Here is a 19,850-nt window from a genome sequence, read left to right as displayed (position 1 = left end):
TCCTTGTTACACCGGGTCGCGCGCATCGGGAGGAGGGACGATGCGCACACCTTTTGCGAACCCGGAGACATGAAGCAACTTCCTTCCCAGAATTCCCCATTCCAGCCGGCCCGTACCACTGCCGACGCGCCCGCCACCCTGCGCCGCCGTTCGCGGCTGCCCGGCCGCTTCGCACGCCTTCCGGAACTCGCCGGCCCGGGATTCCTGCCGGTGGCGCTCTTTGCCCGTCTGCCCCTTGCGATGCTGACCGTCGGTGCACTGACCCTTGCCACTGCGGTGAGCCACTCCTACGCGATCGGTGGCCTCGCTGCAGGTGCGGTCGGCATCGGCTCCGCAGTGGGCGCCCCGGTCCTTGGCGCCCTGGCTGACCGCGCCGGGCAGCGGCCGGTCCTGCTGACAGCAGCAGCAGTCAATACCGTCGCCGTGCTTGCCCTCATCCTTGCGGCTTACCTGACGCCGGGTTTCGCTGCCCCTGCCGATGCAGCCGCGCTGACCATCACCGCATTCCTCGCCGGCGCCAGTTCGCCCCAGGTCGGACCGATGGCCCGTGTACGGTGGATGGCGCTCACCACCCGGGATCTCGTACCGGCCCCGGCCGGCAGTGAAGCCGGTCCCGGCGGTGAGGAACCCGCAACGGCGCGGCAGCACGGCAGCGTGGCCAGCCGGCGCGCCGAGCTCGACACGGCGCTGTCCTACGAAGGAACCGCCGACGAATTCACCTTCGTCCTCGGCCCCGCACTCGTCGGCCTGCTGGCGAGCGTCTTCGTCCCATGGCTGCCGCTCGCCTTGGCCGCCATCCTTACGGCGACCCTCGTTCCAGCCTTCGCCGTGCATTCCTCGGTCCGTGCCGTGGTACCGGCCAAACACCAGCCGCCAGCCGCCGTCGGGCAAGCGGCACGCCGTCCGGCCGCGGGGGCGCTGGCCTGGCTCAAGGTGCTCGTCGCGGTCCTCGCGATGGTCTGCATGGGTACCTTCTTCGGTTCAGTCCAGAATGCGCTGAGCGCCTTCTCCGCTGAGTACGCGACGGCGGAAATCGCCGGCCTGATGTATGCCGCCATGGGCCTGAGCTCAGCGGTTGCCGCGCTGTCGGTTGCCTACTGGCCGCAGCGCTTCGGCCTCCCGGCGCGGTGGGTGGCGGCCGCGGCCCTGATGGCTGCGTTGAGTGTGATGTTGTTCCTGCCGGCCGGGATCTGGCCGATGCTCGCAGTGTTGCTGGTGCTGGGCATTCCGGTGGGGCCGGTGATGGTCACGGTGTTCAGCATCGGCGGGCTCGTGGCACCCGCCGGCCGGGTGGGTACCGTCATGACGGCCCTTGCCAGCGGTATCGTCGCGGGGACGGCATTGGGCGCCTTCCTGGCCGGGCAGATGGCCGAAGTCCACGGCTACTCGGCGGCATTCCTGGTGTCCCTGGGGGCGGCGGTCTTCCTTGCGGTGCTTGGCCTGGTGGCCGCACTGCTGCTGCGCACGCGGAAGGCCTAGCCGCCGTTCCGGTATCCGGTGGGTGAGTTGCCGAACGCGGCCCGGAAGATCCTGCTGAAATGGGCTGCGTCTGTGAAACCCCAGCGCGCCGCGATCGCCGTGACCGGGCGGTTTGCCAGGACGGGATCGCGGAGGTCGCGCCTGCAGCGTTCCAGCCGGCGCTGGCGGATGGAGGCCGCCACTGTGGTGCCGATTTCCTGGAACAGATCGTGCAGGTGGCGCGTGGAAATGTAGTGGGCTGCCGCAATCGACCCCGGTCCAAGGGTGGGGTCGCCGAGGTTGGCCTCGATGTAGTCGTGGATGCGGCTGAGCAGCAGCAGGTGCGGATCCCGGCCCGTATCGACCAGTTGGTCCAGTTCCCCGTTGAACAACGTGGTGACCAGGTCCAGTGCGTTGTGGGCCAGCCGCAGCCCGTTGGTTCCGGACAGGGCTTCGAGGTTGTCGGCGAGCCGGACGAGGAACGGGCTGATGAGTTCGCCCAGGCCGTCGTTGCCGGGCATCCGCAGGGCCGTGACGTGTTCCATGGCCCCGGCGGGCAGGTCGAGCTGCTCATGCGGGAACATCAGCACCAGGCTCCGGAAGTCGCCGTCGAAGCGCAGTTCGTAGGGGCGGGACGTGTCGTAGATGGCGAGGTCGCCGGCTTCGAGCACGGCTTCCCGGTCGTCCTGGATGAGCGTCCCCGTGCCGCTGAGCTGGATGCTGAGCTTGAAATACCGGGTGGTGGACTTGGCGATCAGCGCCGGCGTCCGTACCACCGTATGGCGCCCCGCCGTCACCTCCACCACGGAAATGGTGCCCAGGACACGGGACCGCATGGTCCCGTGGAACGCCGTGGCCCCGTTGTCGCGCACCATGAGCGGTACGAAGGACTTTGAGATGGCACGGCTCCAGTCCTGGAAGCTGTCTGCCACGATGGTGTGCACTGCGGAGGCGCCGGTTTCGGCCACGGCAGTCATGGAACTCCTTCTGAAACGGCCCCGTTTGATGCAGCCGTCCCGGAAACGGGACGCTGCGGCTGTGACCCAGACCGCAATTCTACACTTCCGGGTCTGCGCAGCCTGTCGGGGCTGGACGCACGCGCGGTTCCGGAAGCGCGTCCGACGGATTCAGGAAAGCTGGCTTTCGATCCGCGCCGCGCTGTCCGCAAGGGCCTTCCCGACGGCGGCTTCGTCCTGTTCGCGGCGGATGTAGACGACGGCGATCGCGGCCGGGCGGCCTCCCGGGACATGGATGGGGGCGGCCAGGGAGGAGAGGCCTGCGATGACCTCGTCGTGGCTTGCCGCGTAGCCGAGCCGCCGGGCGTCGTCCGCTTCGGGCCGGTAGGGGAGTCCGGGCGCCAGCGCCGCCCATTGTTCCGGGCTCATGGTGGACTGGATGGCGATGCCGGGCGCGCCGACGTTGGCCGGGTGGCGGGTTCCCGGGTGCTGGACGAGTGTCGCCGCCGAGTGGCGGGGCTCCACGGTGACGAGGGTGACGCAGTCCTGGTGGTCCCAGACGGTGATGAAAGCCGTCATGGAGTAGCTGTTGGCCAGCTGGGTCAGTTCCGGCAGCGCCGCCGTCTGCAGGGTGCGGGACACTCCGCGTGCCAGCACGGCCAGTCCGGGTCCGGGCTGCACCCTTCCGGCGTCGTCGCGGACCAGCAGGGAGTGGTCCTCCAGGGTGCGCAGGATTCGGTAGGCCACGGAGCGGTGCACGCCGAGCGCGGCGGCGAGTTCGGCAATGGTCAGCGGGCGTTCTTCGGCTGCCAGGATCTCAAGTGCCTGGATGCCTCGGGAGAGGGTCTGCGACGGCGAAGCCGTGGCGCCCGGTTCCTTCGGAGTGCTCGCGGCGCGGGGAGACATCATGGGCTCCATCCTATGGCGGCGGCGCCCGCCGTAGCTGAAGGTGAACCGTCGACGGCGGCCGGCAGTCCGGCGTCGACGGAACCGCCCGGGACAATCACTCCTCGGATGTGTTGCAACTCACAGAACGTGTAGTACGCTATTCCAACTGACCGTTCTGTCGGTAATTCAAAGCCGAGGGTCCGGCCTCCCCGCATCCCCATCATCGGAGTTTCAATGACTGCAACTTCCCCTGTCGATGCCCCAACAGGTCCCAGCAGCAAGCGCGAAGAACGCAGGGTGCTCGCCGGAACCCTGGTTGGCACCACCATCGAGTGGTACGACTTCTTCATCTTCGCCCAGCTCACGGCAACGCTCCTTAGCCCGCTGTTCCTGACCCCGTTGAACGAGTCCAACCCGGGCCTGGCACAGATCCTCTCCTTCGCCACCATCGGCATCAGCTTCCTGTTCCGCCCGCTCGGCGCCTTCGTGGCGGGCCACCTCGGCGACCGCGTCGGCCGCAAGGCGGTCCTGGTCATGACCCTGGTCATGATGGGTGCGGCAACGGCCCTGATCGGCCTGCTGCCCAGCTACGCCGTAATCGGCGCCTGGGCCCCGGTCCTGCTGATCCTGCTGAGGATCATGCAGGGCTTCTCGGCCGGCGGCGAATGGGGCGGCGCGGCACTGATGGCCGTCGAGCACGCGCCGATCTCCAAGCGCGGCCTCTTCGGTGCCTACCCGCAGATCGGCGTACCCATCGGCATGATCCTGGCCACCGGCCTCCTCACAATGCTCACGGCTTCCATGTCCAAGGAAGATTTCACTGCCTGGGGTTGGCGGGTGCCGTTCCTGCTCTCCGTGGTGCTGATCGTGGTCGGATACCTGATCCGCCGTGCGGTGGGCGAGAGCCCGGTCTTCAAGGAAATTGCCCAGCGCAAGGCCGAAAGCCGTGCACCGCTGGGTGAGCTGTTCCGGAAGAACTCCAAGGAAGTCGTCCTGGCCGCCCTGATCTTCATTGCGAACAATGCCGCCGGCTACCTGCTGATCGCGTTCTTCATTTCCTACGCCACCAAGGCGCTCAAGATGCCGCAGCCCCAGATCCTGCTCGCCACCACGATCGCGTCCTTCGGATGGCTCATCTTCACCATGTTCGGTGGCTGGCTCTCGGACAAGATCGGCCGCGTGAAGACCTTCCTGATCGGTTACGCCCTGGTCTTCGTCTGGATGGTCCCGCTGTTCGCCCTGATCGATACCAAGGACATCGTTCTCTACGGCATCGCGCTTTTCGTCCTCACCGTCGGCCTGGGCCTGTCCTACGGTCCGATGTCCGCCATGTACGCCGAAATGTTCCCGGCCCAGGTGCGCTACTCAGGCATCTCGATCGGCTACGCGCTCGGCGCCGTCCTCGGTGGTGCCTTCGCGCCGACCATTGCCCAGGCCCTGCTGGACAACACCAAGTGGTCCGGATCCGTGGGCGTGTACATCATGGTGCTCTGCGTGATCTCCGCGGTGGGCGTCGTGCTCGCCAAGGAAACCCGGGGCCGCCCCCTGGGCTACAGCGCGCACTAGAGGGCGGCAAAAAACCGAAGAGGGGTACGGACCTGCGGGTCCGTACCCCTCTTCCGTTAACGCGCGAAGGCTAGCCCGCTTCCTGGAGCAGCTTCACGGCGTCGTCATCGCTTAACTGCTCGAAGTGCTCGTAGAACGAGCCCACGGCGCGGAACTTGCCGGGCGTGTACAGTGCGAAGGCGAAGTCGCAGGCCCGGGCGATCGACGCCTGCGCTTCGAGGGATGCCACCGGCACCGCCGTGATGACGGACGCCGGTTCCCCGGCCTTGACCGCCTCGATGGCCGCGCGCATGGTGGCTCCCGTCGCCAGGCCGTCGTCGACCAGCACCACCGTTTTGCCCACGACGTCGAACCCCACCCGCGGATAGCTGTCCGCCCGGCGGAGCAGCTCGCCGCGCTCGCGGTCCTCGACGGCGTCGAGGGACTCCCTGCTGATCCCGTGCCGGAACATCCGCTCCAGGAGCGGGCGGTTGAGCAGGCGGACGATCCTGCCGTTGGACCAGGCAAGGGCGCCGAAGGCCGTTTCATCGCGGCCGGGAATGCCGAGCTTGCGGACCAGCACGGCGCCGTAGGGCTGGTAAAGGCCGGCGGCCGCGGACGCTGCCACCGGAATTCCGCCGCGGGCCAGGCCCAGCAGGATAGTGTCCGGACGCTCCCGGAGTTGCGGAAGTGCGGCAGCCAGGCGTTCCCCGGCGTCCGTACGGTCCTTGAAGCGCATGCCCATTCATCCCACTTCCACATTGTCCGGCGCTGCAGCAAGCCTACCCTTCAACTCTTGTCCGGCGTGGACGGCACTGCAAGCATGGGCACCGTGAAAAAGCCCATCGGATACTGGCTCAAACGCCTCGACGCCGCCCTGGAAGTCCACCTCGACCGGACCCTGGCGGTGGCCGGACTCAGCCGCCGCCAATGGCAGACCCTCAACACGCTCGCGGACGGTCCGCTCCGCCCGGACGCGCTGGACGAGCGGCTGAGGCCGTTCTGGGGCGGGGACGTGCAACTGCGCGAGCGCGAGCTCGCGGCGCTGATCAGGCACGGCCTCGTCGGCATGCTCGACGGCAACATCCTCCTGAGCGAAGACGGCCACCGGAAGCGGCAGGAGGCACTCCGGATAGTCGAGGAAGCGCGGCGGGACCTGACCGCCGGAATCGGCCACGACGAGTACGCCATAGCGCTGGGCGTATTGGAGCGGATGTGCGCCAACGCCGAGCGCCTGGTGTGAAAAGCCCGGCGGACGAAAGGCCCTAGACGCCCAGGAAGTCGATCGCGGCGTCCTTGAACACCCGGCTGGTGACGGCGTTGGCATGGTTCCGTCCTGGGATGAGCAGCTGCTCGGCCATCCCGCCGGCGCCAATGGCCAGTGCGGCGAGTTCTGGCATGGTGGCCGCCCGCTCATCCTTGTCCCCGGCGACCAGCAGCATGGGCATGTGCGGAACGGCCTCGGCAGGGTCGAAGGGCTCGGCTTTGACTGCTTCGATGAGGGTCAGCAGGGCGAAGAGGTCGTTGCTGGGCAGCAGCTGCGCCATCTTGAGCAGCCCCGCCGTGGACTCGTCGGCGATCGGTGTCCCGTCGGCCAGATGCCGTTGCGCGGCGGCAAGATCGAACGCGGCCAGGGGATCTTCCTTGTTCGGCCCGCCCAGTACCAGGCGGTGGACCAGCTCCGGCTGCGTTGCCGCGAACTCCCAGGCGAGCCGGGAACCCAGCGAGTAGCCGATCAGGTCCAGCCCGCTGGAAGGATCGCCGTCGCGCAGGGGCCGCGCCCCGGCGTCGGACACGATCTGCAGAAGGTCCGCGCGGATCCGGCTGGGGGAGTACGAGTCCAGGTCCTCGGGCGAGCCGCTGCGGCCGTGGCCGGGCAGGTCCACCACGATCACCCGGCGTCCGGCGCCCTGCAGCGCGGCCACCCAGCCGGTATCCGACCAGTTGAGCTTGCCGGAGGAGGAGAAACCGTGGATCAGCAGCACGGGACGGAGTCCGGCATCCTTATCCTCGGCAGCTTCATGGATCTCGACGAACAAGCCGGGATCGGTGCCCTCGACGGTGTGGTGGAGTTCTCCTGTGTGCCTGCCTGTCATGGCTTCAGCCCCTCGCTTCGCTGCGTCGTCTGCTGGATCTGTGCCCACCATACCTCCGAAGCCGGAGACGTGGCGTCAGTTTGCGGGGGTGCTTGCCCGTGCTGCCTTGAGCCGGGACGCCACCCAGCAGGCCACCGCGATTCCCGCGATCAGCAGGAACGTTGCCACCAGCTGCCCGGCGCTCTCCGGGTTGGAGAAGCCGACGACGAAAACGACCGCCAGGAGTGCCAGGCCGAAGAGTGTCAGCGCCGGGAAGCCCTTCATGCGCAGCGGCAGTTCGGCGCCTTCGCGGTCGGCCCGGCGGCGCAGGATGAGCTGCGAGACGAGCGCGCTGCCCCAGACCACCAGGCAGGTGGAGCCCACCAGGTTGAGCAGCGCCGGCAGTACCTTGTCCGGGAAGAGCAGTTCCAGGACCGTGGCGATGAAGCCGAAAGCGACGGAGACCCCGACGGCGGCCATGGGCACCTGCTTGCCGCGCAGGCCCGAGAGGAATGCGGGAGCCTCGCCGCGCTCGGAGAGCGAGAACACCATGCGGGACGCGCCGTAGAGGTTCGCGTTCAGCGCCGAGAGCAGTGCGACGACGGCGACCAGCGTGATCGCGGTACCGGCGCCGGGGATGCCGGCCAGGTCCAGGACGCCGGCGAACGGCGACTTCAGGCCTTCGGAGCCGGCGGGAAGCACGGCGGCGATGACGAAGACGGAGCCGATGTAGAAGACGAGGATGCGCCAGAGCACGGTGCGGATCGCTTGGCCGACGCTGCGTACCGGGTCTTCGGTTTCCGCGGCCGCGACGCTGACGATTTCCGTTCCACCGAAGGCGAAGATCACCACGAAAAGGGCTGCGGCGATGCCGCCCCAGCCGGCGGGTGCGAAATCGCCGGTGATGTTCGCCAGGCCGGGGGAGGTGACGCCGGGCAGCCAGCCGAAGAGCAGTGCCGCACCGACCAGCAGGAAGACGACGATCGCCGCGATTTTCAGGATGGCGAACCAGAATTCGAATTCACCGAAGCTGCGGACGCCCACCAGGTTGATGGCGGTGAAGACGGTCATGAAGACGAGCGCGAGCACCCAGACAGGGATCACAGGCCAGACAGAGAACAGCAGGCCGGCCGCGCCGAGCGCCTCGGCCGCGATCACGACCACCAACTGCAGCCACCACAACCAGCCCACCGTGGAACCGGCGGTCTTGCCCATCGCCTTTTCGGCATACACGGAGAAAGCGCCGCTGTTCGGGTTGGCGGCTGCCATCTCGCCGAGGGCCCACATGACCAGGATGATCAGGGTGCCGGCCACCAGGTAGGAGATCAGGACGGCGGGGCCCGCGGCCTGGACCCCGGCACCGGAGCCAAGGAAAAGGCCCGCGCCGATCGCGCTGCCGAGTCCCATCATGGTGAGCTGCCGGGGCTTCATCGCATGGCCGAGGCCCGTCGAATGAGTAGATGGAACAACGCCGGTGGACTTCGTTGTCATTCGTGGTCGCCTTAGTTTCCTCGGATTGTGTGCTGGCCCTCGTGGGACCCATCGAATTTTACAGCGTTATGCAGCGTAGCTCACATTTGGCAAGCGCCCGGCTCGGCCCTACCATTAGTTAAAGTCAAATTGACCCTAACTAATCGACGGGTCGGCCAGCCCGCAACTACGGACCCGCACGGGCCATCATCAGGAAGCAGGTGAACGGTGTTCACGACCTCCGCCAACGTCTCCGAGCGGCGGCTCGCTCCGCCGTCGCTGGCTATTTCCACGGTGATTTTCGCCCTGCGGCCGAGCGAAAGCTCAGGCCGCCCAACGCTGTGGCTGCCGCTCGTGCGCCGGATCCGCGAGCCGTACAAGGACATGTGGGCGCTCCCCGGCGGCCCCCTCACGCACGATGAATCGCTGCAGGACGCGGCTTCCCGGAACCTGCTGGAGACCACGGGCCTCGCCCCTGAATACCTCGAACAGCTCTATGCCTTCGGCGGCCTGCATCGGTCACCCAGCCAGCGCGTGGTGTCGATCGTCTACTGGGCACTGGTCCAGCCCACGGAAGCCGTGCTCGCCGCCGAATCGGAAAATGTCAGCTGGTTCCGGGCGGACAAGCTGGAAAAGCTCGCCTTCGACCACAACGAGATCGTGGACTACGCGCTCTGGCGGCTGCGCAACAAGATGGCCTACGGGTCCATCGCCTATCACTTCCTGGGCGAGTACTTCACCCTCGCCCAGCTCCGGGAGGTCTATGAAGCCGTCCTGGACCGCCCGCTGGACCCCGCGAACTTCCGCCGCCAACTCAAGTCGGCACCGGAAATCGAGGAAACCGGCGAATTCCTCCAGGGCGGAAAACACCGCCCGCCCCGCCTCTACCGCTTTACGGGCACGCCCGGCCTCGGGCCAGACAACAGGAGCACACCATGAGCAGCGTCAATACGGCCATCCAGCTGATCACCCGCGAGGAAGCGGAGAAGGGCCGTTCCGCAGCGGGCGCCACCTGCAGCCCCGCGCTCGCCAAGGGGCCGTGGGAGTACGACCTCGCCGAGTCGCTCGCAGGCGTACCCGCCTACGGTCCCGGCGCCTCCAGTTCCGACCCCGCTCCGCGCAGCACCCCGCGCCAGGGCCAGTTGCCGGAGGAATACAAACTCGCCAGCGACGCCGAACTGGACGCCCGCATCCGCGCCGCCAAGGAGAAGCTTGGCAGCAAGGCCGTGATCCTGGGCCACTTCTATCAGCGCGATGAGGTGGTGCAGTACGCGGACTTCGTGGGCGATTCCTTCCAGCTCGCCAACGCCGCGCTCACCCGTCCTAACGCCGAAGCCATCATCTTCTGCGGCGTGCACTTCATGGCCGAGACCGCGGACATCCTCTCCGCACCGGAACAGGCCGTGATCCTGCCGAACCTCGCCGCCGGCTGCTCCATGGCGGACATGGCAGACGAGGATTCCGTGGAGGAATGCTGGGAACAACTGGAGGAGATCTTCGGCACCGAAGCCGACGACGCCGGCCGCGTCCCGGTCATCCCCGTCACCTACATGAATTCCTCCGCAGCCCTGAAGGCTTTCTGCGGCCGCAACGGCGGCATCGTCTGCACCTCCTCAAACGCCAGGACCGTGCTTGAGTGGGCCTTCGAGCGCGGCCGGCGGGTGTTGTTCTTCCCGGACCAGCACCTGGGCCGCAACACCGCCAAGGCACTGGGTGTGCCGCTGGAGCAGATGCCCATGTGGAACCCGCGCAAAGAACTGGGCGGCAACGACGAACAGACCCTGCTCGATTCCCGCGTGATCCTGTGGCACGGTTTCTGCTCCGTGCACAAGCGCTTCAACGTCGCCCAGATCGAGAAGGCCCGCGCCGACTACCCGGGCGTCAACGTGATCGTGCACCCGGAGTGCCCCATGGAGGTCGTGGACGCGGCGGACGGCGCTGGGTCCACCGACTACATCAAGAAGGCCATCGCGGCAGCCACCGAACCCACCACTTTCGCGATCGGCACCGAGATCAACATGGTCAACCGGCTGGCCGCGGAGAACCCGCAGCACACCATCTTCTGCCTGGACCCCGTCATCTGCCCCTGCTCCACGATGTACCGCATCCACCCCGGCTACCTGGCCTGGGTGCTTGAGGAGCTTGTCGAAGGACGCATCGTCAACCGCATCACCGTGGACGACGCCGTGCAGGCCAACGCCAAGATCGCGCTTGAGCGCATGCTGGCCGCCCGCCCCTGATCCGGACGGACGCTGACAACAACTGCCGGAATGAGGCTGACATGACTGCAACAGCACCGAGTGCGACGGCGCCGAACGCGCCGGCCGCGACGCAGCAGCGCAAGCGGCTGATCGTCGTCGGAAGCGGCATTGCCGGGCTGTACTCCGCGCTCCTCGCAGCGGAAGGCGGCGCCGACGTCGTGCTCCTGAGCAAGGGCGCGCTCGCGGACAGCAACACCTATTTCGCCCAGGGCGGCATTTCCGCCGTCCTGGACGAACCGGCTCCCGGTGACACGGTGGCCGCGCACATCGCCGATACCCTCAAGGCCGGAGGCGGGCACTGTGACGAGGACGCCGTACGGGTGCTGTGCACCGAAGCGCGGCGGGACATCGCGGGGCTGCAGCGCTTCGGCGTCCGCTTCGACCTCGACGACGACGGCGATCCCGCCCTGGGGATCGAGGCCGCCCACTCGGCGCCGCGCATCCTGCACGCCGGCGGCGACGCCACCGGTGCCGGAGTGGCACGCGCACTGATCCGTGCTGTGTTGGACACCCAGGCCGCCGGCAGGATCCAGGTGATCGGCCATGCCCATGTCACGGCCCTGCTCCAAAGCTTCGGCCGGGTCTCCGGCGTGAACTTCATCCACGACGGCCGGGAACTCGGTGTCCACGCCGACGCCGTGCTGCTCGCTACCGGGGGAGCCGGCCGCCTGTTTGCCAAGACCAGCAACCCGGCGGTTGCCACCGCGGACGGCCTGGCCCTGGCTTGGCGCGCCGGCGCCGCGGTGGCCGATCTTGAGTTCTTCCAGTTCCACCCCACATGCATGGTCCTGCCCGAAGACGCCCGGGAAACCGCAGGCAGCGAACCGCTCCTGATTTCAGAGGCCGTCCGCGGCGAAGGGGCCGTCCTGGTGGATGCGCACGGCGAACGCTTCATGCCCGCCTACCATCCGGACGCCGAACTGGCCCCGCGCGACGTCGTTTCCCGCAGCATTGCCCTGCACCTGGCCGCGCTCGGGGAACCCAACGGCCACGTTTTCCTGGATGCCCGGGTGATCGAAGAACGGCACGGCAAGGGCTTCCTTGCCAAGCGCTTCCCGACCATTACCGCCCGGACTCGCGAGGCCGGCGTCGACTGGACGCGGGAGCTGGTTCCCGTGGCTCCGGCGGCGCACTACTGGATGGGCGGCGTGGTCACTGACCTGCACGGCCGCACTTCGGTGCCCGGCCTGCTGGCCGCGGGCGAGGTCGCCTGCACCGGCGTGCAGGGCGCCAACAGGCTTGCCAGCAATTCGCTGCTCGAGGGGCTCGTCTTCGGGCGGCGCGCCGTGCAGGCATTCCTGGGTGACGGTTCGCCGGATCCCTCGGCGCCTGCGCTCCGGCCTCGCGCCGGCGAACGCCTCGCAAGCTCGGCGGCCGACGCGGACCGTCACGCAACAACGGCGCTTTCGGGATCCCCCGAACCGTCCGGAGTCCCGGTGCCATTCAGCCGGGACGCCCTGCGACGGCTTATGACGGCAAAAGCCGGAGTGATCCGGAACGGCACCGAGCTGAATGCGGCGGCAGTTGCCCTTGCCACCTGGGCAGATGTCCTGGACCCGGAGACTGTCCCCGAATCCCTTGATCCGCGCGACCACGAGGATGCCAACCTCCTGCTCGCCGCGCAGCTCCTGGTGCATGCCGCACGGGAGCGCCGCACCTCCCTCGGCGCGCATTACCGCAGCGATTCGCGGGAGGACGACGCCGCCGTCGGCGATCCTGCTGCAGAAGACGATCCTGTTGCAGAAGACACTGACAAGCGTTACACCTTGAGCCGGAAAGCGAGCCTGATCCTTGACTAGCCTGTCCCTCCCCGCCGCGCCGGTGCGCGAAATCCTCCAGCGGGCATTCGCCGAGGACGCGCCCAGCGGCGACATCACCTCACAACTGCTCATCCCGGCGGAGGCGCGCGCCACCGCGGTGCTGAACGCCAGGGTGCCCGGCGTCTTCAGCGGCGGTACCGTCTTCCGGGACGCGATGCTGCTGATCGATCCGGAGACCGAGGTCGAGCTGCTGCTGGAAGACGGAGCAGTGTTCGACGCCGGAACGCACCTCGCCCGGGTCAGCGGCCGCGCCCGCTCGGTGCTGCTCGCCGAACGCGTGGGGCTGAACCTGGTGCAGCGGATGAGCGCCATTGCCACGAAGACCGCGGAGTTCGTCCGCCTGGTTGACGGCACCAAGGCCCGCATCACCGACACCCGCAAGACCACCCCGGGCCTGCGGGTCCTGGAACGCTACGCCGTGCGCTGCGGCGGGGGAGCGAACCACCGTTACAGCCTGTCCGACGCCGTGCTTGCCAAGGACAACCACCTGGCCGTCATGACCGGCGGCGACTCCGGCAAACTCACCGCCCTCCTCGCCGCGGCGAAGGCCCAGCTGGGACACACCACGCACTTCGAGGTCGAGGTGGACAGCGCCGAGCAGATCGAACCCGTGCTAGCCGCGGGAGTGGACACCATCATGCTCGACAACTTCAGCCTCGAGGAACTCCGTGCCGGCGTGCGGCAGGTGGCCGGCCGCGCCATTGTCGAAGCCAGCGGCAACGTCAACCTCGCCACCGTGGCTGACATCGCCGCCGCCGGGGTGGACGTGATCTCGATCGGCGGGCTGACCCACAGCGTCGCAGCCCTGGACCTTGGCTTGGACGTCACCCTGGATGTTCCCGCCGGCGCTGTTCCGGCGGGCACCGCGTAGGACTGCCATGATCTTCCTCGATGCCGCCGCCACCACTCCCGTGCGCAGGGAAGTGCTGGAAGCCATGTGGCCGTACCTCAGCGGCGAATTCGGCAACCCGTCCAGCCATCACAGCCTGGGCGAAGCAGCGGCGACGGCGCTCGCGGACGCCCGTGCCGCCGTCGCGCGGGTGCTGGGCTGCCGGCCCGGGGAAGTCACCTTCACTTCGGGCGGCACCGAAGCGGACAACCTGGCGCTCAAGGGGATTGCCCTCGCCCGCAGGACGGCCGATCCGGCTTTGGACCGGGTTGCCATCAGTGCGATCGAACACCCGGCCATCGAGGAATCCGCCGACTACCTGCGACGCGTCCACGGCTTCACCGTGGATGTGGTTCCGGTGGACGGGCACGGACTGGTGACGGCGGGAGCCCTCGCCGCCGTACTGCGTCCGGAAACCGCGGTGGTGAGCATCATGTATGCGAACAACGAGGTCGGCACGGTCCAGCCGGTCCGGGAACTGGCCGCGCTCGCCGCCGCGCGGGGCATCCCCTTCCATACGGACGCCGTGCAGGCAGCTGGTTGGCTGCCGCTGAACGTCAAGGACCTCGGCGTGGATGCCCTCAGCTTGTCCGGGCACAAACTCGGCGCGCCGAAGGGTTCCGGTGTGCTCTTCGCGAAGGGCCGCCTGCGCATCGAGCCGCTGGTGCACGGCGGCGGGCAGGAACGCGGCCGCCGCTCGGGCACCGAAAACGTGGCGGGCGCCGTGGCCTTGGCAACCGCGCTTGGCCTGGCCGCTGAAGAGCAGGCGGCACAGGCACAACGGGTTTCCGCGCTCCGGGACGGCTTCATCGATGCCGTGCTGAAGGCCGTGCCGGGAGCCCTGCTGACCGGCCATCCGGAACAGCGGCTGCCCTCTGTGGCGTCGTTCTGCTTTCCGGGGACCAGCGGCGAATCCGTTCTGCTGGAATTGGAGCGCCGCGGCGTGGTGTGCTCCAGCGGATCGGCCTGCGCCGCGGGGTCGGATGCGCCGTCGCCCGTGCTGCTGGCCCTCGGCATCGAGTCCGAGGTGGCCCAGACAGCGGTGCGCTTCAGCTTCACCTCTGCGGTGGGCGAAGCGGAACTCGCCGAAGCAGCGGAAGCCGTGGGCGCCGCCGTCGGAAGCGTCCTCGGGATCGGGCGCCGCTAAGCCGCTGCCTGAACCAGCCGGATCCGCTCAGACGTGCCGGGCCCGCCGGAAGATCCAATGCCGCAGCAGCGTGAAACGCACGGCAGTGGCAAGGAAGCCGGACAGCGTGGTGGTCCATAGCTCCTCGGTGACAGTGGCGTCCGGCCGGAAGGCGTGCAGCACGCCCAGGCTTCCGCCGGTGATGAGGAGCGCGACGGCGATGACGATCAGGCCGTTGAGATGGTCCTGGAGGCGTTTGCGGCTGCCGGCGATCTTGAAGGTAAGACGGCGGTTGAGGGCGGTGTTCATGACCGAGGTGATGATCAGCGCGGCGGCGTTGGCGAGCTGTGGCCCGAGGACCGGCCGGAGCAGTGCGTAGAGGACCAGGGAACTGGCGGTGCAGATGATTCCGACGCCGGTGAAGCGGAGCAGCTGCCTCAGCACCGGATAGCGGAGGAGGCCTTTGTAGCGGTGGCTCGGGCGGGAGTCCGGAGGGGATTGCCGCAGCGGTTCCCGTGACGGTGCGGCAGGGTCCATGGACCAAGCCTTGCACAGGAAGCGGGTGCGGCGCGAAACGCCCGGGACGCCTTACTCCGGGGAAGCCTTACGCCAGAGCCGCCGAACCGAAGGCGACGCTGAAGCGGTCGCACCAGAGCACCACGGTGGTGAGCCCGGAGATGTCCGAGCCGGCCGGGATCGCGTAGTTCTGGTTGCCGTGCGTGGCCTTGACCGGCCCGAGGTCCAGCCACTTGCCGGAGCGGTACTTGAACCAGTCGCCGCCCGCTTCCTGGTTGCTGAGCCAGACCTTGACGTCGGGGCCGTCGCTGCTGGCCAGCTTCTCCAGGCGCAGGACCAGGCCGCCGTCGGGGAGCTTCACCAGGCTCGCGGTGCCCGTGGTGGGGTGTTCCTGGGAAACAAAGGTGCCTTTGCTGAGGATCCGCGGCGCGGCGGGGGTGGCGGAAGGCGCGGGGCCTGCCTGTCCGGGATCGCTCATTGCCGGGGTGGACGGCTTGGCGGCAGAAGGCGGACCGGAGCCGGTGGCGGCGGGCGCCGTCGTCTGTTCCGTCCCTGGCAACGCCTCGTCCACGGTGCTGCTGGTGAAAAGCCGCCACGGTTGGAAGAGGACCGCGGCCACCACTACGGCGGCAACGACCGCCGCAGACGCCACAACGGTCAGCACTTTATGGCGGCGCAGGGAATCCGTGATCTTCATGTTTCAAGGCTAGGCCGCGCACCGAGGGCCCGTCCCGGCGCAAACCTTACCGTTCGCTTAAGGGACGTCCTCATCAGGCAGCGGAAGGTAGAGCTCGCCCACGGGTACCTCTGCGGCCAGGCGGTTGGCCGGGCCGGGGAGCGGGCAGGCCCAGGCCTCGTTGTAGGCGCAGGAGGGGTTGTAGGCAAAATTGAAATCCAGCACGAAGCCGTCGCCGGCCATGCCGTGGAAGGCGCCCTTGATGGTGTCCAGCAGGTAGCGGCCGGCGCCATAGCTTCCGCCGTCCCGGCCCGAGGTGGCATCGCGGAACGGCACGAAGATCCCACCGCCGTAGCTGCAGAGCCGCCACGCGGCGAGGGAGCCCAGCCCCGGCAGTTCGAAGGTTCCCAGCCTGCGGAACGGCACGTCGCCGTCGGTCCCGGTGCGGACGGTCATCTCTTGCCCGGCGCCTTCTGCCGAGAGCTGCGCGTGGAAGCGGAACGCGGGATCGTACGGGGCGGTGGGCAGGCCGGTGAATGTCCGTTTCGCCGACGGGCCGAGCGCGGAGGCAGGGTGGGTGCCGAACATATGGTCGCGGATCCGGCGCCAGTGCACATGGGCTTGGAAGGGATCGTCCCGGGCCAGCCGGCGGACCTCGTCGTAGAGGGCGAAAGTCCGTAGCCTCCAGTCCGCGATGTCCGCCGCGGACATGCCCGCCACGCTGCCGTCCCCGCCGTCATGCAGGTCCTCATCCATGCCACCCATACTAGGCTGGCCGCTATGAACAGGAACCGCGCAGCGAACGGAATTCCGGTCCTCGCAGCCATCCTGCTGTCGGCAGGCCTGGTTGCATGCAGTGATGAAGGGAAGGGCGGGCCGGTCTGGACGGCAGACTCGGCAAGCGCCGGAGCGTCCGGAACTGAGTCCGCCGCGCCATCCGGAGGGACCCCGTCAGGCAGCCCGACGCCGTCGGGCAGTTCGGGCGGTACCGCCACGGCGGTCCCCACCGCGGAGCGCTGGAAGAAGTACAGCGATGCCGGGCAGAAGGTCAGCTTCGAGCTTCCCGAAGAATGGATCGCGCAGTCGGTGGCTCCTGACGCCGGTTCCTTCCCCGGTGCGCTGAAGGTCGAGGTCAAGGACGGGCAGGGGGAGTACATCGCTACCCTGCACACCGGACTGCGGCCCGCCAAAGCGCCTGCCTGCAGCGCGAAGGCAAAGCGGAACTACGTTGTCCTCAGCAGCGTCCCGGTGGACGTTCCGCACGCGGACACGGATGCCACCATTTCGCCCCGCGTGGTGTTCCGGGTGATCCAGGGCTACAAGTACTTCGGTTCCTACGGCATCACCAACCTGGTGGCCGGAACGGACGGCAAGGCCTGCGAACTGCGGAACCTCGTGCAGGGACCGGCCGGCAAGGGCGACATCCGCTTCGGCGACGTCCCCGCGGTCCGGGCCTACGCCACCGACGAAAAAGTGGCCCCCGCCAAGTCCTTCGACACCCTGGACCAGGCCGCCAAATACGTGGAGCAAGGCACGGACTTCGCAAACGTCCAACGGATGCTACTGTCTCTGAGGGTCACTCCGTAGATCACGGGCGGCCTTCCACGACCATCGGCGACACTGGGGGCTGTACCGCCGCACGACCTTCCGGAGATCCATGGAACGCAACGTCGCCGCCCGGCTCGTTTTCAAGACCGTCGCCAACACCAAGGTGGCCATGGCCATCGCGGTGGCACGCAACCCCGGCTTCGAATCCTTGACCGAAAGCCTCAGCATCACCTCGGATGGCGAGGCCGTTCCGTTTACCGAGCTTGAGGACCACCACGGCGGGCGCTTCCACTACATGGAGTTCGCTGAACCGTCCGAGGTGGAGGTCGAATACCAGGCCACCGTCACCGGCCGCGGCGTGCCGGACGAGTCGCCGCGGATGGAACTCATCCGCTACGTACGGCCCAGCCGCTACGCCGAATCCGACCGACTGCTGCCCACCTCCTACGCCGAATTCGGCGGGCTGCACGGCCGCGAACTGCTGCAGACCGTCCGGGACTGGGTGAACGGCGAACTCCGGTACGTGAGCGGCTCCTCCCGCGGAACCGACGGTGCGGTGGAAACCCTGCTGCACCGCCGGGGCGTCTGCAGGGACTTCGCGCACCTCGCCATCGCGCTGCTGCGCTCGAAGGACATTCCCGCGCGGTTGACGGCGGTGTACGCCCCGGGGCTGAGCCCGATGGATTTCCATGCCGTGGCCGAGGCGCATATCGACGGCGCCTGGTACGTCATCGATTCCACCGGGCTGGCCCCGCGCGAAGCCATGCTGCGGATCACCGCCGGGCGGGACTCCTCGGATACGGCCTTCCTTTCCACGGTCGGCGGCAGCCTCTCCTTGAAGAGCCTCAAGGTCTCCGCGGACATCGCCGGCGAGCTGCCGGCCGAGGACCCGGCGGCCGCCGTCGTCCTCGGCTGACAACGGGCGCCGGCGCCCCGGCGCCGCAACGGCCTAGCCCGGCAGGCCCGCCCGCAGCTTCTCGGTCAACCGCATCAATTCCTGCTGTTCCGCCGCCGTCAGGGCCGGCAGCAGCAGTTCGGCGATGTCACGCACGTGCTCGCGGCCGATCTCCTTTTGGAGTTCGCGCCCTGCCTCGGTCAGTCCGAGCAGGATTCCGCGTCCGTCCTCCGGCGCGGTGCTCCGTTCCACCAGGCCGCGCTTTTCCAGCCGGTCCACCAAGCGGCTGAGGCTCGACTGGCTGAGCAGCACATGGTCGTTGATCTCGTTCAGCCGCAGCTTGCCGGTGGGGCAGCGGGAGAGCGTGAATAGGACGTCGTATTCCTTGACCGGCAGCTTCTTGAACGCCGGACCCGACTGCAGCCGGCGCATCACCGCCACCTGGGAGCGGAAGAGCGACTCCCAGGTTTCGGCGGCGAGGCGGACGTCCTTGCCGAGTGTTTTTCCGGCGGGCTTGCTGCTCACCGCTCGCTCCCGGAGGAGTTTCCGACGGCGGCATCCGCCTTCTCCGCGGCGGCTGCGGCCAGCTTGGTGGCGACGCGCGAGGCGTGCGTGGGAGCGTCCGGCACGTGTGCGGGCTTGCGGGCCGCGTACTCCTTGCGCAGGACCGGAAGGACCTCTTCGCCGAACAGGTCCAGCTGCTCCAGCACGGTCTTGAGCGGCAGGCCGGCGTGGTCCACCAGGAAGAGCTGGCGCTGGTAGTCGCCGAAGAACTCACGGAAGGTCAGCGTCTTTTCGATGACTTCCTGCGGGCTGCCCACCGTCAGCGGGGTCTGCGCCGTGAAGTCCTCCAGGGACGGGCCGTGGCCGTATACGGGGGCGTTGTCGAAGTACGGGCGGAATTCCTTCACGGCGTCCTGGGAGTTCTTGCGCATGAAGAACTGGCCGCCGAGGCCCACGATCGCCTGGTCCGCCTTGCCGTGGCCGTAGTGCTCGTAGCGCTCGCGGTAGAGGCCGATCAGCTGCTGGTAGTGCTCCTTGGGCCAGAAGATGTTGTTCGCGAAGAAACCGTCGCCGTAGTAGGCGGCCAGTTCGGCGATCTGCGGGCTGCGGATGGAGCCGTGCCACACGAAGGGCGGGACGTCGTCGAGCGGGCGCGGGGTGGAGGTGAAGTTCTGCAGCGGGGTGCGGAACTTTCCGTTCCAGTTCACCGTGTCCTCGTCCCAGAGGCGGCGCAGCAGGGCGTAGTTCTCGATGGCCAGCTCGATGCCGTCCTGGATGTTCTTGCCGAACCACGGGTACACCGGGGCCGTGTTGCCGCGGCCCATGATGAGGTCCACGCGGCCGTCGGCCAGGTGCTGCAGCATGGCGAAGTCTTCGGCGATCTTTACGGGGTCGTTCGTGGTGATCAGCGTGGTGGACGTCGAGAGCGTGATGCGCTCGGTCTGCGCGGCGATGTAGGCCAGCGTGGTGGTGGGCGAAGAAGAGAAGAACGGCCGGTTGTGGTGCTCGCCGATCGCGTACACGTCCATGCCGATTTCTTCGGCCTTCTTAGCGATGGCCACCGATGCCTTGATGCGCTCGTTTTCGGTGGGGGTGCGGCCCGTGGTGGGGTCAGTGGTGATGTCGCTGACGCTGAATACGCCGATCTCCATGATGTGCCTTTCGTCCTGTCCGCGGGTGCGCGGGCGTTACCAACAGTGTATCCAAAACTAGATGCATTTGCA

The 19,850-nt window shown here is 68.0% G+C and carries 20 protein-coding genes; 10 read left to right on the top strand and 10 right to left on the bottom strand.

Annotated features, from left to right (window positions below):
* The first annotated feature begins 69 nt into the window (after nucleotides 1-69).
* Nucleotides 70-1,479, top strand: a complete 1,410-nt coding sequence (locus BIU82_RS01295; protein ID WP_253182634.1) for an MFS transporter — start codon at nucleotides 70-72, stop codon at nucleotides 1,477-1,479.
* Here the strand turns inward: BIU82_RS01295 and BIU82_RS01290 are convergent.
* Together BIU82_RS01290 and BIU82_RS01285 are read right to left on the bottom strand one after the other, a co-directional pair.
* On the bottom strand, nucleotides 1,476-2,435 hold the full coding sequence (locus BIU82_RS01290; protein ID WP_070347637.1) for a helix-turn-helix domain-containing protein: 960 nt from the start codon (nucleotides 2,433-2,435) through the stop codon (nucleotides 1,476-1,478). The two genes, BIU82_RS01295 and BIU82_RS01290, sit on opposite strands and share 4 nt — an antisense overlap.
* 150 nt (nucleotides 2,436-2,585) lie before the next feature.
* Nucleotides 2,586-3,320, bottom strand: coding sequence for an IclR family transcriptional regulator (locus BIU82_RS01285; protein WP_070347978.1), 735 nt, complete (start codon nucleotides 3,318-3,320; stop codon nucleotides 2,586-2,588).
* A 216-nt stretch (nucleotides 3,321-3,536) separates the two neighbouring features.
* On the opposite strand from BIU82_RS01285, the gene BIU82_RS01280 reads away from it, so the two are divergent.
* Nucleotides 3,537-4,868: an MFS transporter gene (locus tag BIU82_RS01280; RefSeq protein ID WP_070347636.1), complete on the top strand. Its 1,332-nt coding sequence runs from the start codon at nucleotides 3,537-3,539 to the stop codon at nucleotides 4,866-4,868.
* A gap of 70 nt (nucleotides 4,869-4,938) precedes the next feature.
* Here the strand turns inward: BIU82_RS01280 and BIU82_RS01275 are convergent, their stop codons facing one another.
* Nucleotides 4,939-5,586 (bottom strand): phosphoribosyltransferase family protein, encoded by a 648-nt coding sequence (locus BIU82_RS01275; protein ID WP_253182633.1) that lies wholly within the window; start codon nucleotides 5,584-5,586, stop codon nucleotides 4,939-4,941.
* 93 nt (nucleotides 5,587-5,679) lie between these two features.
* Here BIU82_RS01275 and BIU82_RS01270 point away from each other — a divergent pair, with 93 nt between their 5' ends.
* A complete protein-coding gene (locus tag BIU82_RS01270) occupies nucleotides 5,680-6,090 on the top strand; it encodes a MarR family transcriptional regulator (RefSeq protein ID WP_083292154.1) in 411 nt (136 codons plus the stop codon).
* Between the two features lie 22 nt (nucleotides 6,091-6,112).
* Here BIU82_RS01270 and BIU82_RS01265 read toward each other — a convergent pair whose 3' ends face one another.
* Complete coding sequence (locus BIU82_RS01265; protein ID WP_070347633.1) at nucleotides 6,113-6,943, bottom strand: alpha/beta fold hydrolase; 831 nt, start codon at nucleotides 6,941-6,943, stop codon at nucleotides 6,113-6,115.
* Between the two features lie 75 nt (nucleotides 6,944-7,018).
* Nucleotides 7,019-8,329 carry an amino acid permease gene (locus tag BIU82_RS01260; protein WP_171906475.1) on the bottom strand — a complete coding sequence of 437 codons (1,311 nt, stop codon included), beginning with the start codon at nucleotides 8,327-8,329 and terminating at the stop codon, nucleotides 7,019-7,021.
* 291 nt (nucleotides 8,330-8,620) lie between these two features.
* Here BIU82_RS01260 and BIU82_RS01255 point away from each other — a divergent pair, with 291 nt between their 5' ends.
* From BIU82_RS01255 to BIU82_RS01235, 5 genes are read left to right on the top strand one after another with little or no spacing between them, the layout of a single operon-like run.
* Entirely contained in the window at nucleotides 8,621-9,331 is a 711-nt protein-coding gene (locus BIU82_RS01255; protein ID WP_070347631.1) for an NUDIX domain-containing protein, read from the top strand.
* The gene (nadA, locus tag BIU82_RS01250) at nucleotides 9,328-10,632 is read left to right on the top strand and encodes a quinolinate synthase NadA (protein ID WP_070347630.1); all 1,305 of its coding nucleotides are present in this window, start codon (nucleotides 9,328-9,330) and stop codon (nucleotides 10,630-10,632) included. The genes BIU82_RS01255 and nadA overlap by 4 nt, the downstream gene beginning before the upstream one ends.
* Nucleotides 10,633-10,673: 41 nt before the next feature.
* Entirely contained in the window at nucleotides 10,674-12,452 is a 1,779-nt protein-coding gene (gene nadB, locus BIU82_RS01245; protein WP_070347629.1) for an L-aspartate oxidase, read from the top strand.
* Nucleotides 12,445-13,344 (top strand): carboxylating nicotinate-nucleotide diphosphorylase, encoded by a 900-nt coding sequence (nadC, locus tag BIU82_RS01240; RefSeq protein WP_070347628.1) that lies wholly within the window; start codon nucleotides 12,445-12,447, stop codon nucleotides 13,342-13,344. Before nadB ends, nadC begins: the two co-directional genes overlap by 8 nt.
* A 7-nt stretch (nucleotides 13,345-13,351) precedes the next feature.
* Complete coding sequence (locus tag BIU82_RS01235; protein ID WP_070347627.1) at nucleotides 13,352-14,509, top strand: cysteine desulfurase family protein; 1,158 nt, start codon at nucleotides 13,352-13,354, stop codon at nucleotides 14,507-14,509.
* Between the two features lie 27 nt (nucleotides 14,510-14,536).
* On the opposite strand, the gene BIU82_RS01230 is transcribed toward BIU82_RS01235, so the two are convergent.
* From BIU82_RS01230 to BIU82_RS01220, 3 genes are all read right to left on the bottom strand, one after another.
* Nucleotides 14,537-15,025: a GtrA family protein gene (locus tag BIU82_RS01230; RefSeq protein ID WP_070347626.1), complete on the bottom strand. Its 489-nt coding sequence runs from the start codon at nucleotides 15,023-15,025 to the stop codon at nucleotides 14,537-14,539.
* A gap of 67 nt (nucleotides 15,026-15,092) precedes the next feature.
* Nucleotides 15,093-15,701, bottom strand: a complete 609-nt coding sequence (locus tag BIU82_RS01225; RefSeq protein WP_070347625.1) for a DM13 domain-containing protein — start codon at nucleotides 15,699-15,701, stop codon at nucleotides 15,093-15,095.
* Nucleotides 15,702-15,758: 57 nt separating this feature from the next.
* The gene (locus BIU82_RS01220; protein ID WP_070347624.1) at nucleotides 15,759-16,436 is read right to left on the bottom strand and encodes a DUF1684 domain-containing protein; all 678 of its coding nucleotides are present in this window, start codon (nucleotides 16,434-16,436) and stop codon (nucleotides 15,759-15,761) included.
* A gap of 24 nt (nucleotides 16,437-16,460) precedes the next feature.
* Between BIU82_RS01220 and BIU82_RS01215 the strand changes: the two genes are divergently transcribed.
* Together BIU82_RS01215 and BIU82_RS01210 are read left to right on the top strand one after the other, a co-directional pair.
* Nucleotides 16,461-17,267 carry a hypothetical protein gene (locus BIU82_RS01215; RefSeq protein ID WP_070347623.1) on the top strand — a complete coding sequence of 269 codons (807 nt, stop codon included), beginning with the start codon at nucleotides 16,461-16,463 and terminating at the stop codon, nucleotides 17,265-17,267.
* A 70-nt stretch (nucleotides 17,268-17,337) separates the two neighbouring features.
* Complete coding sequence (locus BIU82_RS01210) at nucleotides 17,338-18,144, top strand: transglutaminase family protein (RefSeq protein WP_070347622.1); 807 nt, start codon at nucleotides 17,338-17,340, stop codon at nucleotides 18,142-18,144.
* 33 nt (nucleotides 18,145-18,177) lie between these two features.
* On the opposite strand, the gene BIU82_RS01205 is transcribed toward BIU82_RS01210, so the two are convergent.
* Both BIU82_RS01205 and BIU82_RS01200 read right to left on the bottom strand, forming a co-directional pair.
* The gene (locus BIU82_RS01205) at nucleotides 18,178-18,648 is read right to left on the bottom strand and encodes a MarR family winged helix-turn-helix transcriptional regulator (RefSeq protein ID WP_070347621.1); all 471 of its coding nucleotides are present in this window, start codon (nucleotides 18,646-18,648) and stop codon (nucleotides 18,178-18,180) included.
* Nucleotides 18,645-19,778 (bottom strand): LLM class flavin-dependent oxidoreductase, encoded by a 1,134-nt coding sequence (locus BIU82_RS01200; RefSeq protein ID WP_070347620.1) that lies wholly within the window; start codon nucleotides 19,776-19,778, stop codon nucleotides 18,645-18,647. Before BIU82_RS01200 ends, BIU82_RS01205 begins: the two co-directional genes overlap by 4 nt.
* Nucleotides 19,779-19,850 lie beyond the last annotated feature (72 nt).

The organism is Arthrobacter sp. SW1, from assembly GCF_001766675.1.
Taxonomy (GTDB): Bacteria; Actinomycetota; Actinomycetes; order Actinomycetales; family Micrococcaceae; genus Arthrobacter.
The sequence above is the reverse complement of the archived record's forward strand: the minus strand, read 5'-3'. Positions and strand labels throughout refer to the sequence as shown.

What these genes read in the sequence shown, in the direction of transcription:
- BIU82_RS01295 (WP_253182634.1), top strand. Translation starts at nt 70, where the DNA reads ATGAAGCAACTTCCTTCCCAGAATTCCCCATTCCAGCCGGCCCGTACC.
- BIU82_RS01290 (WP_070347637.1), bottom strand. Translation starts at nt 2,435, where the DNA reads ATGACTGCCGTGGCCGAAACCGGCGCCTCCGCAGTGCACACCATCGTG.
- BIU82_RS01285 (WP_070347978.1), bottom strand. Translation starts at nt 3,320, where the DNA reads ATGTCTCCCCGCGCCGCGAGCACTCCGAAGGAACCGGGCGCCACGGCT.
- BIU82_RS01280 (WP_070347636.1), top strand. Translation starts at nt 3,537, where the DNA reads ATGACTGCAACTTCCCCTGTCGATGCCCCAACAGGTCCCAGCAGCAAG.
- BIU82_RS01275 (WP_253182633.1), bottom strand. Translation starts at nt 5,586, where the DNA reads ATGCGCTTCAAGGACCGTACGGACGCCGGGGAACGCCTGGCTGCCGCA.
- BIU82_RS01265 (WP_070347633.1), bottom strand. Translation starts at nt 6,943, where the DNA reads ATGACAGGCAGGCACACAGGAGAACTCCACCACACCGTCGAGGGCACC.
- BIU82_RS01260 (WP_171906475.1), bottom strand. Translation starts at nt 8,329, where the DNA reads ATGGGACTCGGCAGCGCGATCGGCGCGGGCCTTTTCCTTGGCTCCGGT.
- nadA (WP_070347630.1), top strand. Translation starts at nt 9,328, where the DNA reads ATGAGCAGCGTCAATACGGCCATCCAGCTGATCACCCGCGAGGAAGCG.
- nadB (WP_070347629.1), top strand. Translation starts at nt 10,674, where the DNA reads ATGACTGCAACAGCACCGAGTGCGACGGCGCCGAACGCGCCGGCCGCG.
- BIU82_RS01235 (WP_070347627.1), top strand. Translation starts at nt 13,352, where the DNA reads ATGATCTTCCTCGATGCCGCCGCCACCACTCCCGTGCGCAGGGAAGTG.
- BIU82_RS01230 (WP_070347626.1), bottom strand. Translation starts at nt 15,025, where the DNA reads ATGGACCCTGCCGCACCGTCACGGGAACCGCTGCGGCAATCCCCTCCG.
- BIU82_RS01225 (WP_070347625.1), bottom strand. Translation starts at nt 15,701, where the DNA reads ATGAAGATCACGGATTCCCTGCGCCGCCATAAAGTGCTGACCGTTGTG.
- BIU82_RS01220 (WP_070347624.1), bottom strand. Translation starts at nt 16,436, where the DNA reads ATGGATGAGGACCTGCATGACGGCGGGGACGGCAGCGTGGCGGGCATG.
- BIU82_RS01215 (WP_070347623.1), top strand. Translation starts at nt 16,461, where the DNA reads ATGAACAGGAACCGCGCAGCGAACGGAATTCCGGTCCTCGCAGCCATC.
- BIU82_RS01210 (WP_070347622.1), top strand. Translation starts at nt 17,338, where the DNA reads ATGGAACGCAACGTCGCCGCCCGGCTCGTTTTCAAGACCGTCGCCAAC.
- BIU82_RS01200 (WP_070347620.1), bottom strand. Translation starts at nt 19,778, where the DNA reads ATGGAGATCGGCGTATTCAGCGTCAGCGACATCACCACTGACCCCACC.